This window comes from Zhongshania aliphaticivorans (genome assembly GCF_001586255.1).
In the GTDB taxonomy this organism is placed as follows: Bacteria; Pseudomonadota; Gammaproteobacteria; order Pseudomonadales; family Spongiibacteraceae; genus Spongiibacter; species Spongiibacter aliphaticivorans.
Genome location: NZ_CP014544.1, coordinates 3,281,946 through 3,297,099, shown reverse-complemented (window position 1 = coordinate 3,297,099; position 15,154 = coordinate 3,281,946). Strand labels below are relative to the sequence as shown.

At 52.9% G+C, this 15,154-nt stretch carries 13 protein-coding genes; 12 read left to right on the top strand and 1 reads right to left on the bottom strand.

The window, feature by feature from the left end; all coding sequences use genetic code 11:
- The first annotated feature begins 4 nt into the window (after positions 1 to 4).
- From murD to mutT, 12 genes are all read left to right on the top strand, one after another.
- Positions 5 to 1,357 carry a UDP-N-acetylmuramoyl-L-alanine--D-glutamate ligase gene (gene murD, locus AZF00_RS14570; protein ID WP_008251589.1) on the top strand — a complete coding sequence of 451 codons (1,353 nt, stop codon included), beginning with the start codon at positions 5 to 7 and terminating at the stop codon, positions 1,355 to 1,357.
- The gene (gene ftsW / locus AZF00_RS14565) at positions 1,354 to 2,496 is read left to right on the top strand and encodes a putative lipid II flippase FtsW (RefSeq protein ID WP_008251588.1); all 1,143 of its coding nucleotides are present in this window, start codon (positions 1,354 to 1,356) and stop codon (positions 2,494 to 2,496) included. The genes murD and ftsW overlap by 4 nt, the downstream gene beginning before the upstream one ends.
- Positions 2,486 to 3,571, top strand: coding sequence for an undecaprenyldiphospho-muramoylpentapeptide beta-N-acetylglucosaminyltransferase (gene murG, locus AZF00_RS14560; protein WP_008251587.1), 1,086 nt, complete (start codon positions 2,486 to 2,488; stop codon positions 3,569 to 3,571). Before ftsW ends, murG begins: the two co-directional genes overlap by 11 nt.
- Positions 3,561 to 4,979 (top strand): UDP-N-acetylmuramate--L-alanine ligase, encoded by a 1,419-nt coding sequence (murC, locus tag AZF00_RS14555; RefSeq protein WP_008251586.1) that lies wholly within the window; start codon positions 3,561 to 3,563, stop codon positions 4,977 to 4,979. Before murG ends, murC begins: the two co-directional genes overlap by 11 nt.
- 9 nt (positions 4,980 to 4,988) lie before the next feature.
- Positions 4,989 to 5,933, top strand: a complete 945-nt coding sequence (locus AZF00_RS14550) for a D-alanine--D-alanine ligase (protein WP_008251584.1) — start codon at positions 4,989 to 4,991, stop codon at positions 5,931 to 5,933.
- Between the two features lies 1 nt (position 5,934).
- On the top strand, positions 5,935 to 6,729 hold the full coding sequence (locus AZF00_RS14545) for a cell division protein FtsQ/DivIB (RefSeq protein WP_008251582.1): 795 nt from the start codon (positions 5,935 to 5,937) through the stop codon (positions 6,727 to 6,729).
- A 65-nt stretch (positions 6,730 to 6,794) separates the two neighbouring features.
- Positions 6,795 to 8,024 (top strand): cell division protein FtsA, encoded by a 1,230-nt coding sequence (gene ftsA / locus AZF00_RS14540; RefSeq protein ID WP_008251580.1) that lies wholly within the window; start codon positions 6,795 to 6,797, stop codon positions 8,022 to 8,024.
- A 55-nt stretch (positions 8,025 to 8,079) separates the two neighbouring features.
- Positions 8,080 to 9,237 carry a cell division protein FtsZ gene (ftsZ, locus tag AZF00_RS14535; protein WP_008251578.1) on the top strand — a complete coding sequence of 386 codons (1,158 nt, stop codon included), beginning with the start codon at positions 8,080 to 8,082 and terminating at the stop codon, positions 9,235 to 9,237.
- A 105-nt stretch (positions 9,238 to 9,342) separates the two neighbouring features.
- Positions 9,343 to 10,254 carry a UDP-3-O-acyl-N-acetylglucosamine deacetylase gene (lpxC, locus tag AZF00_RS14530; RefSeq protein WP_008251576.1) on the top strand — a complete coding sequence of 304 codons (912 nt, stop codon included), beginning with the start codon at positions 9,343 to 9,345 and terminating at the stop codon, positions 10,252 to 10,254.
- Positions 10,255 to 10,509: 255 nt separating this feature from the next.
- A complete protein-coding gene (secA, locus tag AZF00_RS14525) occupies positions 10,510 to 13,278 on the top strand; it encodes a preprotein translocase subunit SecA (RefSeq protein WP_008251575.1) in 2,769 nt (922 codons plus the stop codon).
- Between the two features lie 13 nt (positions 13,279 to 13,291).
- The gene (gene argJ, locus AZF00_RS14520) at positions 13,292 to 14,512 is read left to right on the top strand and encodes a bifunctional glutamate N-acetyltransferase/amino-acid acetyltransferase ArgJ (RefSeq protein ID WP_062384121.1); all 1,221 of its coding nucleotides are present in this window, start codon (positions 13,292 to 13,294) and stop codon (positions 14,510 to 14,512) included.
- On the top strand, positions 14,493 to 14,915 hold the full coding sequence (gene mutT, locus AZF00_RS14515) for an 8-oxo-dGTP diphosphatase MutT (protein WP_062384119.1): 423 nt from the start codon (positions 14,493 to 14,495) through the stop codon (positions 14,913 to 14,915). Before argJ ends, mutT begins: the two co-directional genes overlap by 20 nt.
- A 27-nt stretch (positions 14,916 to 14,942) precedes the next feature.
- On the opposite strand, the gene AZF00_RS14510 is transcribed toward mutT, so the two are convergent.
- The gene (locus tag AZF00_RS14510) at positions 14,943 to 15,146 is read right to left on the bottom strand and encodes a DNA gyrase inhibitor YacG (protein ID WP_062384116.1); all 204 of its coding nucleotides are present in this window, start codon (positions 15,144 to 15,146) and stop codon (positions 14,943 to 14,945) included.
- Positions 15,147 to 15,154: the final 8 nt, after the last annotated feature.

Sequence of the window (15,154 nt, the reverse complement as noted above, 5' to 3'; positions counted from 1 at the left end):
TAAGGTGAGTTTGATCGCATCCGACAATAGGCGGGTCATTATCGGTGTAGGTAAAACCGGGCTTTCGATCGCACGTTATTTTACCCGCCGTGGTCTGTCTTTTGCGATTGCCGACAGCCGCGATGCGCCGCCGGAGCTCGAGTTGTTTCGCGCGGAGTTTCCCGATGTAACGCCAATTCTTGGGGCGTTCACCACCGATCAATTCTTGTCGGCAACCGAGCTTGTGATTAGCCCGGGCGTTTCTTTGGCAGAGCCAGCAATTGCGGCGGCGAAAGCCGCTGGCGTGGCAATTACGGGCGATATTGAGTGGTTCTGTCGCGAGGCCAAGGCGCCGATCGTCGCCATTACCGGTTCTAACGGCAAAAGTACCGTGACCACACTCGTGGCGGAAATGGCCGTTAATGCCGGATGGCGCTGTGCGGTAGGCGGTAATCTTGGCACGCCTGCGCTGGAGTTATTGGACGACCGAGCCGAGCTTTATGTGCTGGAGTTATCGTCATTCCAATTAGAGCGCTGCGCATTTATCGGCGCCGAAGTGGCAACAGTACTGAATGTCAGTGAAGATCATTTAGATCATCACGGCAGCATGATTGCCTACCATCAAGCCAAGCACCGTATATTTCGCGATTGTAAAAAAGTCGTTATCAATCGTGACGACGCACTGAGTACGCCGCTGGTTCCCGATGCGGTTGAAAAATGGAACTTTGGTTTAGGGCGTTCTGATTTTCGCGCCTTTGGCCTTATGGACGAAGACGGCGAGCAATACCTGGCGTTGGCGAGGGAAGCGTTGCTGCCGGTGTCGGCGCTTAAAATTGCGGGCAGCCACAATATTAGCAATGCCATGGCGGCGCTGGCCTTGGGCGCGGCGGCGGGCCTGCCTATGAGCGCGATGCTCAGTACACTTACTGAATTTAAGGGTTTGTCTCATCGCTGTCAGTTTGTTGCGCAGTGGCAGGGCTTGCGATTTTATAACGACTCTAAGGGCACCAATGTTGGCGCGGCAGTGTCTGCGCTACGGGGATTAAGCGGCGCAGGCAAGCTTGTGTTAATTGCTGGCGGCGTCGGCAAAGGGGCAGATTTTAAGCCACTGATTGACACCCTGCTGAGTGTGGGGCGGGCAGTGGTCTTTATTGGCGAGGCTGGCCCCGCGATGAACGCGCTGCTCGATGGTCGCTTGCCTAGCCAAATATGTTCAGATATGCCCGCCGCAGTTCGCGCGGCAGCGGCCTATGCAGAGTCCGGTGATGTGGTGTTGCTATCACCAGCGTGCGCGAGCTTTGACATGTTTCGCAATTACGAACATCGCGGTGCGGTTTTCGCTGAGTCGGTACTGGCGCTGACCGGAGGTCTGCAATGAGCGCTTACCTTCAGCTGCGTTGGGAAGAATTGGGCCGATTTGATCGGCATTTACAATTGTTGCTGCTGGCGCTATTGGCGATTGGTTTTGTTGCCATGACCTCGGCGTCGGTGGAGCATGCGGCGAGTCGGTATGACGACGCATTCTTTTTTGCAAAGCGCTATTTTTTCCATTTTAGTTTGGCATTTGGCCTTAGCGTGGTCATGTATTTGACACCGGTCGATCTCTGGGAACGCACAGGCTGGCTTTGGTTATTGTTAGGTTTTGTCTTGCTAGCGCTGGTGCTGATTCCCGGTGTAGGCAAAGAAGTTAACGGCAGTCGTCGGTGGTTGGGCGTCGGGCCGTTAACCTTGCAAGCATCTGAGTTTGTAAAGCTGTGTGTCATTTTTTATCTGGCCGGATATTTGGTGCGGCGTCGCGACGAAGTGCGCCAGAGCTGGTCCGGTTTTGTAAAACCCATGGCGTTACTATTTGCGGTGACCTTACTGCTCATGCTCGAACCGGATTTCGGCGCAACTGTTGTTACTGCGGGCACGGCTTTTGTGATGATTTTTTTGGGCGGCGTAAAACTCGGTCAATTCTTGCTGGTTATTTTGAGCTGTGTCGCGGGTGCGGTGGCCATGGTCATCTTTGAACCTTATCGCATGAAGCGCCTAACCGCATTCACCGACCCCTGGGCAGATCAATTCAATACCGGTTATCAGCTCACTCAGTCGCTTATCGCCTTTGGTCGTGGGCAAATAAGCGGCGTTGGTCTGGGTAATAGTGTCCAGAAATTATTTTATTTGCCCGAGGCGCACACCGACTTTGTGTACGCCATTTTTGCGGAAGAGTTCGGGATCATTGGCAGCTTGTTGGTGTTGGCGTTGTTCGCCGGATTAATTGGCAGAATTTTATTTATTGGGCGTTATGCAGAAATGATGGGCAAGCAATTTCACGCGTTTGTTGCCTATGGCATTGCGGTCATGATTAGCGGGCAGGCCTTTATCAATATGGGTGTAAATACCGGCTTGTTGCCAACGAAGGGCTTAACATTGCCATTTTTTAGTTACGGCGGTAGTAGCTTAATTGTGTGTATGGCGATGGTGTCTCTGGTGGCGCGAATCGAACTGGAATGTCGGAGGCAAGATGGCCGCTGAACAGACCGTACTAATGATGGCCGGTGGCACCGGCGGGCATGTGTTCCCCGCATTGGCGGTTGCTTCTGCGCTGGCCGAACGCAATGTCAACGTGCATTGGCTAGGCACTGCAGCAGGTATTGAAGCGCGCTTGGTACCTGCTGCAGGTCTGCCGTTGCACTGTTTAAACATGGCGGGCGTGCGGGGTAAGAATCCCTTGTTTCGCTTGCTGGCAATTGCCAAGGCCATGCTCGCGGTTGTGCAGAGCATGCGCTTAATTATGAAATTAAAGCCCTTCTGCGTGGTGGGTATGGGTGGCTATGCCTCTGGCCCTGGTGGCTTGGCAGCTAAGTTGCTGGGCGTGCCGGTGTTGATTCAGGAACAAAACGCAGTGGCGGGCACAACCAACCGATTATTGGCAAAAATTGCCCGGCTTTGCCTGACTGGTTACCCCATTGCCTTGGGCGGTGAGCGCAATCGCTATATTGGCAACCCAGTACGTCGCGAAATTGCCGAGCTTGCGCCGCCAGCGGCTCGCTGGGCAGAGCGCAGCGACAATTTGCGGGTGTTAGTTTTGGGCGGCAGTTTAGGTGCTAAGCCTATAAATGATGTGGTGCTGGCGACGTGGCAAAAACTTAGCGAGGCGCAGCGGCCGACCTTATGGCATCAGACTGGCCGCGCTCACGAAGAACAAGTGCAGCAGGCGTATCAGAACGCGGGAATAGCGGCGCGCGCCGAAGCGTTTATTGAAGATATGGCAGCCGCTTATAGCTGGGCCGATGTGGTTATTTGTCGCGCTGGTGCATTGACGGTAGCCGAACTCGCGGCGGCGGGCGTGCCAGCGCTGTTAGTGCCGTTGCCCCATGCCATTGACGATCATCAGCGCGCCAATGCGCAGTGGTTTGTGGATGGCGGCGCCGGTGAAATTATTGATCAGTCAGTTTTTAATGCTGATGTTTTATGTAAATGGTTGGAAAGCGATAGTGCGAATCGGGAGTCATTGTTGAATAGCGCCGAGGCCGCAAGACGGCTTGCAAAAATAGATGCCGCTGACGTTGCCGCAAATTATTGTATGGAGTTTGCCAATGAGTCCTAAGCATCCCTTTGTGGTTCCAGAAATGCGCAGAGTCAAACGCATACATTTCGTTGGTATTGGCGGTGCCGGAATGTGCGGTATTGCTGAAGTGCTATTGAACTTGGGTTATGTGATTTCAGGTTCTGATCTAAAGGCCTCACCCAGTACTGCGCGGTTGCAGCAATTAGGCGCGCGAGTTGCCTTTGGCCATCGCGGCGAGAATATTGGCGACTCCGATGTGGTCGTAGTGTCTAGCGCGGTTAATGAAAGTAATCCGGAAGTGGCCGCCGCCCGCCAATTGCGAGTGCCTATTGTGCGTCGCGCTGAAATGCTGGCTGAGCTAATGCGCTATCGTCACGGCATTGCAGTGGCTGGCACTCATGGTAAAACCACGACGACCAGTTTGATTACCGCTATTTTTGCCGAGGCGGGTCTCGATCCTACCTTTGTTATCGGCGGTCTGGTTAACAGCGCTGGCACCAATGCAGCATTAGGTGAGAGCCGCTACTTGGTCGCAGAGGCCGACGAGAGCGATGCTTCCTTCTTACATTTGCAGCCCATGGTGTCGGTGATTACCAATATTGAAGCCGATCATATGGCGACCTATGACGGTGACTTTAGCAAGCTGAAACGTACCTTTATCGAGTTTCTGCACAACTTGCCGTTTTACGGCATGGCGGTGGTCTGTGTGGATGATCCAGTGGTGCGCGACATTATGCCGGACATAGCGCGTCCGACATTGACCTACGGCTTTAGTGAAGACGCGGATTTTCGTATTCATTCTCTGCAAAAGCTGGGTATGCAGAGCCGCTTTAATGTAGTGCGGCCAGATGGCAGTGATATTGAGCTGAGTATTCAGCAGCCCGGTGTGCATAACGTACTTAATGCGACGGCAGCTGTGGCGGTGGCCACCGATGAAGGCTTGCCGGTAGAAGCTATTTGCAATGGCATTGCCAATTTTCAGGGTGTCGGTCGTCGCTTTCAACGTTACGGCGAACTGCCCTTGGCCGATGGCGAATTTATGTTGGTGGATGACTACGGTCACCATCCGACAGAAGTGGCCGCAACCATATCGGCGGCGCGCCAAGCGTGGCCAGATCGCCGCCTAGTGATGCTGTATCAGCCTCATCGCTACAGTCGTACCAAAGATTTATACGAGGATTTTGTTCGGGTGTTGTCTACCGTCGACAGCCTGTTGCTGTTGGATGTGTATTCGGCTGGCGAAGAGCCGGTGCCGGGCGCCGACAGTCGCAGCCTGTGTCGGAGTATTCGTTTGCAGGGCAATTTAGAGCCGGTATTTGTTGAAAATACTGAGGCCGCTTTTGAAATATTAAAACCCCGTATTCGCCCCGGTGATGTTTTGCTCACTCAAGGCGCGGGCAATATCGGCGCAGTGGCGTTGCAATTAGCTAATCAGGATTGGGTGTAGGTCGCGGCAATGAGTGACATGACGGTAGCAAACATAAATCAGGCGATTGGCGGCAAGCTAGCGGTACTGTTGGGCGGCCGCTCGGCGGAGCGTGCAATTTCCCTGAAAAGCGGTGCGGCAGTGATGGCGGCATTTGAGCGTCAAGGCATTGTGGTTGAAGGCATTGATGTGGCGGATACCGATTGGATGCAGCGTCTCAATGGCGAGTTTCGTCAGGTGTTTATTGCACTACATGGCCCTGGCGGCGAAGACGGCACCGTGCAAGGCGCACTGGAATGCATGGGCATTGGCTATACCGGCAGCGGTGTGATGGCCTCGGCACTGGCGATGGACAAATTCCGTTGCAAGCTGCTGTGGTTGGGCTTGGGCTTGTCGACTCCGCGCTTTGCGGAGTTAACGGCGAATAGCGATTGGCAGGGCATTATTGATGCTTTAGGTCCGGTCATTGTTAAACCTGCGTGCGAAGGGTCGAGTATTGGTATGGCTCGCGCGCAGAGTGCGGCAGAGTTGGCTGACGCGTGGCAAAACGCCCAGGCCTATGGCCGGGTGTTCGCAGAGCAGTGGATTAGCGGTAGCGAATACACGGTTGCGATATTAAATGGCAAGGCCTTGCCCGCCATTAAATTGGAAACCGATGCCGCGTTTTACGATTTTAACGCCAAGTATATTTCTGATGAGACCCGCTATTTATGCCCCTGTGGCTTGAGTGCTGAGGAAGAACAAGAACTGAGCGAATTGGCATTGGCGGCGTTTACTAGTCTGGGCTGTGCGGGTTGGGGGCGGGTTGATGTTATGCGCGACGCGGCGGGTAAATTCTACTTATTAGAAGTAAACACCGTGCCGGGCATGACCGACCACAGTTTGGTGCCGATGGCGGCCAAGCAAGCAGGGCTGGATTTTGAACATTTGGTAGTAGAAATTTTGGCGGGCAGTATCAAGGCGGATTCTAACTGAGATGCAACTACTGAGCGGCAAGCAAAATCGTCTCAAGTCGCGCAAATCGGCGGCCCCAAAAGGGCCGCAGGTGCAGCGCGAATGGGGGCGTATTTTGAACCGTTTGGTATTAATCGCGGTTGTCATCGCATTTGTTTATGGCGTTGAGCAATTAGGACGCCAGTTGGATGCCATACCCGTCGATCGCGTGGTGTTTGCTGGTGATTTACAGCACGTTAGTCGCGATGTTTTGGTGGACCGCGTGACCGGCCATTTGGCTGTGGGTTATGTCGGCTTGGATCTGGAGGCGATCCAAAGTGAATTAGAGCAAGAGCCCTGGGTATATCGGGCGATTGTAGAGCGGGTTTGGCCTCGGGAATTGAAAATTACCATCGTTGAAGAGGCGCCAATTGCTGCCTGGGGCAACGGTGGATTGCTAAATCATCGCGGCAAAATATTTTTGCCTGCCAAGGGCGTGGCCGACGACGCCGGTTTGCCGCTGCTGAGTGGGCCTGATGGCAGCGCCATAGAAATAATGCGCCAGTACCGCTTGATGAGTCAGTTGCTTGGTGATGAAGAATTAATTTTACAGCGCCTTGAAATGAATGATCGCGGCGCTTGGACAGCGACCTTAAATGGCGGCGCGGTATTGGTATTGGGCCGCTACGAGCCGCTGGAGAAGCTGCGACGCTTTATGTGGGTGTATCGCCATCAATTGGCGGCGGATTTTGATCGCGTTAAGCGTGTGGACACACGTTATATCAATGGTCTAGCGGTGGCGTGGGATGAAACAAAAGGTGCAAAAGGTAATGGCTAAGGAAATTGCTCTGGCAATGGAGTTGCCGCAGCACAACAGATCGCAAACTTGGGAGAAGCAAAGCAATGGCTAGTTCACACGCAAGCCGGATGATTGTCGGCCTTGATATCGGCACCTCGAAAGTGGTGGCTATCGTTGGCTCGAGCAACGAAGACGGCAAGCTGGAAATTATAGGCATTGGCTCGCACCCGTCTCGCGGTCTGAAGAAAGGGGTGGTGGTCAATATAGAGTCGACCGTGCACTCCATTCAGCGCGCGATAGAAGAAGCTGAGTTGATGGCGGGCTGCGAGATCCACAGCGTATATGTGGGTATTGCCGGCAATCACATTCGCAGCCTCAACTCCCACGGTATTGTCGCAATACGCGACCGTGAAGTATTTCAGTTGGATTTAGATCGGGTTATCGACGCCGCGCAAGCGGTCGCGATACCGGCTGACCAAAAAGTACTGCACATTTTGCCCCAAGAATTTGTGATCGATGAGCAAGAGGGGATTAAGGAGCCGCTGGGCATGTCTGGCGTGCGTTTAGAGGCTAAGGTGCACTTAGTGACCTGCGCCGTAAATGCAGTGCAGAACATCGAGAAATGCATTCGTCGCTGCGGCCTCGAAGTCGAAGACGTTATTTTGGAGCAACTGGCCTCAAGCTACGCGGTATTGACTGAAGACGAGAAAGAACTGGGTGTATGTATGGTGGATATCGGCGGTGGAACCACCGATATCGCGATCTTTACCGACGGCGCTATTCGCCACACTGGCGTGATCCCGATTGCGGGCGATCAGGTCACCAATGATATTGCCATGGCGCTGCGCACGCCAACCCAGTACGCGGAAGAGATCAAAATTAAATACGCCTGCGCGCTGACTCAGCTTGCGGGCGAAGGCGAAATGATTAAGGTGCCGAGTGTTGGCGAGCGCGCCCCGCGGGAATTGTCTCGCCAGGCACTGGCTGAAGTGGTGGAGCCTCGCTACGACGAGCTATTCACCCTAATCCAAGCTGAACTGCGCCGCAGTGGTTACGAAGACTTGTGCGCGGCAGGCATTGTGCTGACCGGCGGCACCTCGAAGATGGAAGGTGTTGTTGAATTAGCAGAAGAAATTTTTCATATGCCGGTGCGAATCGGTGTACCTCAGGATGCGCGAGGTTTAACCGACATCGTGCGCAATCCAATTTATTCAACCGGCGTGGGCTTGCTGCATTACGGCATCAAGCATCAGTCCGAGCACGGTGGCCGTGGGCGAGTTAAGCGCAACGGCTTCTTGGCCAGCTTGAAACAGTGGGTTCAAAACAATTTTTAAGGTGTAAGGCGGCCGTGCCGGCAGCACGGTCAAATATGCAAAAGGGAGAAAACCAATGTTCGAACTAGTAGATAACGTTCCTCAGAACGCAGTAATTAAAGTGGTGGGTGTCGGTGGCGGCGGCGGTAACGCTGTTAAGCACATGATTGCCTGTAATGTTGATGGTGTTGATTTTATCTGCGCCAATACTGACGCTCAGGCGCTGACCAATGTCGCGTCTAAGACAGTATTGCAGCTGGGCACCACTATTACCAAGGGCTTGGGCGCAGGCGCTAACCCTGAAATTGGTCGCCAGTCGGCAATGGAAGATCGCGACCGCATTGCTGAAGCACTGCAGGGTGCCGATATGGTGTTCATCACCGCCGGTATGGGCGGCGGCACCGGTACGGGCGCCGCGCCAGTTGTTGCGCAGGTTGCCAAAGAACTGGGTATTTTAACCGTAGCCGTAGTCACCAAGCCTTTCCCTTTTGAGGGTAAAAAGCGTATGGCTGTGGCGCTAGAGGGTATGAAAGAGCTGCGTCAGCATGTCGACTCACTGATCACCATCCCCAATGAAAAGTTGCTACCTGTCTTGGGTAAAAACACCAGTTTACTCGATGCCTTTAAAGCGGCTAACGATGTATTGTTAGGTGCAGTACAGGGTATTGCCGATCTGATTATTCGTCCGGGTATGATAAACGTCGATTTCGCCGACGTACGTACCGTGATGTCAGAGATGGGCATGGCGATGATGGGCAGTGGTGTGGCTACCGGTGAAAACCGCGCTCGCGAAGCTGCAGAGGCCGCAATTCGCAGCCCCCTCCTTGAAGATGTGAATTTGCAAGGGGCGCGCGGGATTTTGGTTAATATTACCGCAGGTCTGGATCTGTCCCTAGGCGAGTTTAACGATGTCGGGGATACTATCGAGGAATTCGCTTCCGAGAACGCAACAGTCGTTGTCGGAACGGTAATTGACCCCGATATGGTAGACGAATTGCGCGTAACAGTGGTTGCCACCGGCCTAGATGGTATTGGTGCAGATATACCGCTGAAGGTTGTTGAATCACGGCCCATAGAGCCGCGTTCCAATGATTACCGCAAGCTCGATCGGCCAACTGTTATGCGCAACAACCAGCAAGCGGCCGTTGCGCGAGAAGTGGCGCCGGCGCCAATGGCAGATAAAGATATGGAATATTTGGATATTCCTGCGTTTCTGCGGCGTCAGGCTGATTAATTAGTAGTAGCCGGTACAGCATGGGCATGTGTCAGTAGTTAGCTGGCACAAAGACAAGTACGCCCTTGTAAATGTAGCCGTCCGGCCCATAGAGTGAGTGTGAACATGATTAAACAACGTACCTTGCGCAACACTATCCGTGCTACGGGCATTGGTTTGCATACAGGGGAAAAGGTCTACCTGACGCTGAAGCCAGCGCCAGCGGATACCGGTGTGATTTTCCGACGCACCGATTTGAACCCCGTTGTTGAAATCCACGCTCGCGCGGAAAATGTGGGTGATACCACCTTGTCGACCACGCTGATGAATGGCGATGTGAGGGTATCAACGGTTGAGCATTTATTGTCGGCGATGGCAGGCTTGGGTATCGATAATGCCTATGTTGAAGTCAGCTCATCGGAAGTGCCGATTATGGATGGCAGCGCCGGTCCGTTTGTTTTTCTTATTCAGTCTGCCGGGATTGAAGAACAAAATGCACCGAAAAAGTTCATCCGTATTAAGCGTCCGGTGACGGTAAAAGATGGTGATAAAGTCGCGAGTTTCCTCCCTTTTGACGGCTTTAAAGTGTCTTTTACCATCGACTTTGACCACCCGGTTTTTAAAGACCGGGTTGGCCATGCCGAACTCGATTTTTCTAGCACCTCTTTTGTAAAAGAAGTAAGTCGTGCCCGGACCTTTGGGTTTATGCACGAGATCGAATACCTGCGCTCCAAGGGCTTGGCTCAGGGCGGCAGTGTCGACAATGCGATTGTGGTTGATGAATATCGTATTCTTAACGAGGAAGGTCTTCGTTATGAGGATGAGTTTGTTAAGCACAAGGTGCTCGACGCGATTGGCGATTTGTATTTGCTGGGCACTAGCTTGATTGGCGAGTTCAAAGCCTTTAAGTCTGGTCACGGTCTGAACAATGCGTCCTTGCGGACCTTGATTAAAGACACTGACGCGTGGGAATGGGTAACGTTTGACGATGCCGCTGACGCGCCAATTAATTATGCTGCTGCTGTAGCGGCAGTCTGATTATCTCTTCCTGCCATGCTTGGCCGAGATTCGTCTAAGCATGGTAATATCCCCCTATCTATGCGATATTGCGCCTCGGTGTTACGGTATTGCCCACGTCTTGCCATTAGGTAAAAGTACGGCATTTTCGGGATCATTCTCCACAGTGATTACCCCGCCGTCATCAGAATTTCATTCGTACAATGTAGCTTGGTGCGGCTTTAGAGCCTTCATTGATTAGGGACTTTTGCTCCCGGGAACAGTAACGAATTAATCATGATTAGAGCAGTAGTTAAAAAAGTCTTTGGCAGTAAAAACGATCGCGAATTAAAGCGCATGCGCAAAGTCGCGAGCAAGATCAACAGTCTGGAAGAGGCGATGACGGCGCTCGACGATGCCGCCCTCAGCGCCAAAACTGGGGAGTTTCGCGAGCGAATTGCGGCGGGAGAAAGCCTCGATCAGCTGCTGCCCGAAGCTTTTGCGGTGTGCCGCGAGGCCAGTCGCCGTGTAATGGGCATGCGCCATTTTGACGTGCAGCTCATCGGTGGTATTAGCCTGCACGAGGGCACCATTGCCGAGATGCGCACCGGTGAAGGTAAAACCCTCGTTGCAACCTTGGCAGTGTATTTAAACGCACTGCCTGGCAAAGGCGTGTTTGTGGTAACCGTTAACGACTATTTGGCGTCGCGAGACGCTAATTGGATGCGTCCGCTGTATGAGTTTCTCGGTCTGAGCGTGGGTGTTATCCGCTCTGGGCAAGATCCCGAAGAGAAGCGCGCAGCGTATTTGTCTGACATCACTTACGGCACCAATAACGAGTTTGGCTTTGACTATCTGCGCGACAATATGGCCTTCGCCATTGAAGATCGCTACCAGCGCAGTCTGAATTTCGCCATTATCGATGAAGTTGACTCTATACTCATCGATGAAGCGCGTACGCCGCTGGTTATCTCTGGTCCTGCGGAAGATAGCTCTAAGCTCTATAAACAAATTAATATGTTTATCCCTTCGCTTAAACAAGCTGAAGTAGATGACGCTGGCCAGCCCATAGAAAGTGATGACAGCGAGCCGGTAATCGCTGATCAAGGTCACTACACTGTTGATGAAAAAATGCGTCAGGTCGAACTGACCGAAGAGGGGCATCAGCAGGTAGAAGACATGCTTATTCAGGCGGGCTTGCTGACTGAGGGCGACAGCCTATACTCCGCCAGCAACCTTAACCTGCTGCATCACGTCAATTCTGCGCTGCGTGCCCACGTTTTATTCCATAACAATGTCGAATATATTGTTCAGAATGACCAAGTCGTCTTAATAGATGAGCACACTGGCCGGACCATGGCGGGTCGGCGTCTGTCAGAAGGCTTGCATCAGGCCATCGAAGCCAAAGAAGGCGTGACGGTTCAGGCCGAAAGCCAAACCTTGGCATCAACCACCTTCCAGAACTATTTCCGTCAGTTTGAAAAATTGGCAGGCATGACCGGCACCGCCGATACCGAGGCCTTTGAATTCCGTCAGATCTACGGTTTAGACGTGGTCGTTATTCCGACCAATAAGCCTAGCGCTCGCCGCGATGCCAATGACTTGGTATATCTGACCAAGGAAGAGAAGTACGACGCGATAGTTGAAGACGTTAAAACCATTATGGAAAGTGGCGCGCCGATACTGGTGGGTACTGCCTCGATTGAAACCTCGGAGGAAATGTCTTCACGTTTCAAGGCCGCTGGCATTCCTCATAAAGTACTCAACGCCAAATACCACGAGCAAGAAGCCGAAATTATTGCCCAGGCCGGTAGCCCCGGTGTGGTGACCATCGCTACTAATATGGCGGGTCGGGGTACCGATATCGTGCTTGGTGGTAATGTCGACGTTGAAATTGCCAAACATGAAAATCCGTCGGAAGCGCTGATCAACGAGCTGCGCGAAGCGTGGAAAGTACGTCATGAAACAGTAATGCAAGCCGGTGGCTTACATATTGTGGGTACTGAGCGCCATGAGTCGCGCCGTATCGACAATCAGCTGCGTGGTCGCGCTGGCCGCCAGGGTGATCCGGGTGCCTCACGCTTCTACCTGTCCTTAGAAGACAGCCTGATGCGGATTTTTGCCTCAGATCGCGTGCGCGGCATTATGCAGGCACTGGGTCTTGAAAAAGGCGAAGCGATTGAGCATCGCATGGTGTCTAACGCCATCGAAAAAGCCCAGCGCAAAGTCGAAGGTCGCAACTTTGACATGCGCAAGCAATTGCTTGAATACGATGATGTTGCAAACGACCAGCGCCAAATCATCTACCAGCAGCGCAATGAATTAATGGAAGCGGATGATATTAGCGATATGCTCGCCGCGATTCGCCACGATGTTGTCGGCGATGTGGTGCGGGAATATATTCCGCCGCAAAGTTTAGAAGAACAGTGGGATGTGGCAGGGCTTGAGCGCCGGCTGCACACCGATTTTGAAGTGGACTTGCCGCTGCAAACCTGGTTGGACGAAGATCGCTCAGTAAATGAAGAAGTGCTGACCGAAAAAATCAACCAAGCTATTACTGAAGCGTATGAAGCTAAATGCGCACTGGTTGGCCCCGATATGCGTAAAATTGAACGCCATATCATGCTGCAAGTATTGGATACACTGTGGAAAGAGCATTTGGCGACCATGGACCACCTCCGTCATGGTATTCATCTGCGCGCCTTTGCTCAGAAAAACCCCAAGCAAGAGTACAAGCGCGAAGCTTTTGAGCTGTTCCAAGAAATGCTCGACAGCTTAAAACTAGAAGTCATTCGCTTTCTTTCACATCTGCGTCTCCAGCAGAATGAAAACGCCGAAGAGTTGGCGCGTCAGCGTCGAGAAGAGCAGGCTAAACGCGCAATGGAATTCCAGCACGCCGAGTCCAGTGGCCTCACATTAGATGAGGAAATGAGTGATGAGCCTGCAGAAGCCACGCCTAGTACGCCAGAAACCTTTGTGCGCGATGGCCGCAAAGTCGGCCGCAATGAGGTTTGCCCTTGCGGCTCCGGTAAAAAATACAAGCAGTGTCACGGCAAATTAGACTGAGGTAGGCAAGAACATGGCGGTAGGTTCTGGTGAGTTAGCTGTTTTACACCCAATAGACGGTGTAAAAATAGGCGTGGCAAGTGCCGGTATTAAAAAAGTAGGCCGTATCGACACAGTCGTCTTCGAGCTGGCTGAAGGCGCATCTGTGGCAGGGGTCTTCACCCTTAATGCCTTTTGCGCTGCGCCGGTTACAGTGGCCAAAGAACATTTGGCCACAAGCTCGCCGCGCTATTTGCTTATCAACACCGGCAATGCCAATGCAGGCACTGGCCAAGCTGGCATGCTTAGCGCTCGCAACTCTTGCGCGGCGCTGGCTGACTTGGTTGGTGTAGCGCCCTCAGCAGTGCTGCCATTTTCCACTGGCGTTATCGGCGAAAAATTGCCCGTAGATAAATTGGTCGCCGCCATGCCTGCGGCTGTTACCGCACTTTCGGCTGATAGCTGGGAAGCTGCCGCCAACGGTATAATGACGACGGACACTCGCCCCAAAGCGACGTCTCGCCAATTAGACATTGCTGGCCGCACCATTACCGTCACCGGTATTTCTAAGGGTGCGGGCATGATTAAGCCCAATATGGCGACCATGCTTGGCTATGTAGCCACCGACGCTAATATTGCGCCAAATGTTTTGCAGGCGATGTTGGATCAGTCCGCTGATGCCTCGTTTAATCGGATTACCATTGACGGCGACACCTCAACCAATGACGCCTGTGTGCTTGTTGCCACTGGGCGTGCGGGTGGTGAGCAGCTTACTGAAACAAGTGGCCCGGTGTTTGACGAGCTTCAGCGTGTATTTAACGAGGTGTTCTTAGAGCTGGCTCACGCCATTGTGCGCGACGGCGAAGGCGCCACTAAGTTTGTTGCGGTTGAAGTGACGGGTGCCAAAGACGTCAGCGAAGCCCTTAAGGTTGCTTATGCGGTGGCGGAATCGCCACTGGTGAAAACGGCTTTATTTGCCAGCGATCCAAACTGGGGGCGTATTCTGGCCGCTATTGGTCGTGCTGGGGTGGAGTCACTCGACGTGGCGGCGCTGACCGTTCACCTAGACGACGTCTTGATTACCGAGCAAGGCGGTCGCGCAGAATCCTATACCGAGGCGGCTGGTGCCGCTGTAATGAAGCAGGCAGAAATCCGTATTCGCATTAACTTGAATCGTGGTCTGCATGCAGAGACGGTATGGACCACTGATTTCTCCTACGACTACGTCAAAATCAATGCCGAATACCGCAGTTAATAAACGCGTTCACGTTGCAGTTGGGGTTATTGTTAATTCGCTGGGCGATATTCTTATCGCCCGCCGCGCGAACGATGCCCATCAAGGCGGCTTGTGGGAATTCCCCGGCGGTAAAGTGGAGGCGGGTGAAACGGTGTCTCAGGCGCTCACCAGAGAGCTACACGAAGAACTCGGTATTGATATTGACGCTGCGAGTTGCCGTTCACTAATCGAAATCAATCATGATTATGCCGATAAAACGGTGTTTTTGGATGTGTGGTTGGTGACGCGTTTTCGCGGTGAAGCCATTGGGCGAGATGGTCAGCCACTGCGCTGGGTCACCCCGCAATCACTTTCTGACTATGTATTTCCGGCGGCAAATGTGGCCATCGTCAAAGCGATTCAGTGCGCCGACGTCATCTAAAGCTGCTTTGAATATCCCTTCGTTCTCTTAAAAATCTTGCTCTAAATCTCTGCTTAAAACGTCGTCGTGCAGCGAGTCGCCGGGGATATTGTGCTCTTCGTTTGCCCACGCAATTAAGTCGTGGTTTTTGCATGAGTCAGAGCAAAAAGGGCGAAATGGATTGCTGCTGTCCCACACGAGTTCCGTTTTACAATGTGGACAGGGGACGGTGATGGCAGACGCTTTATTCATAGCAAATG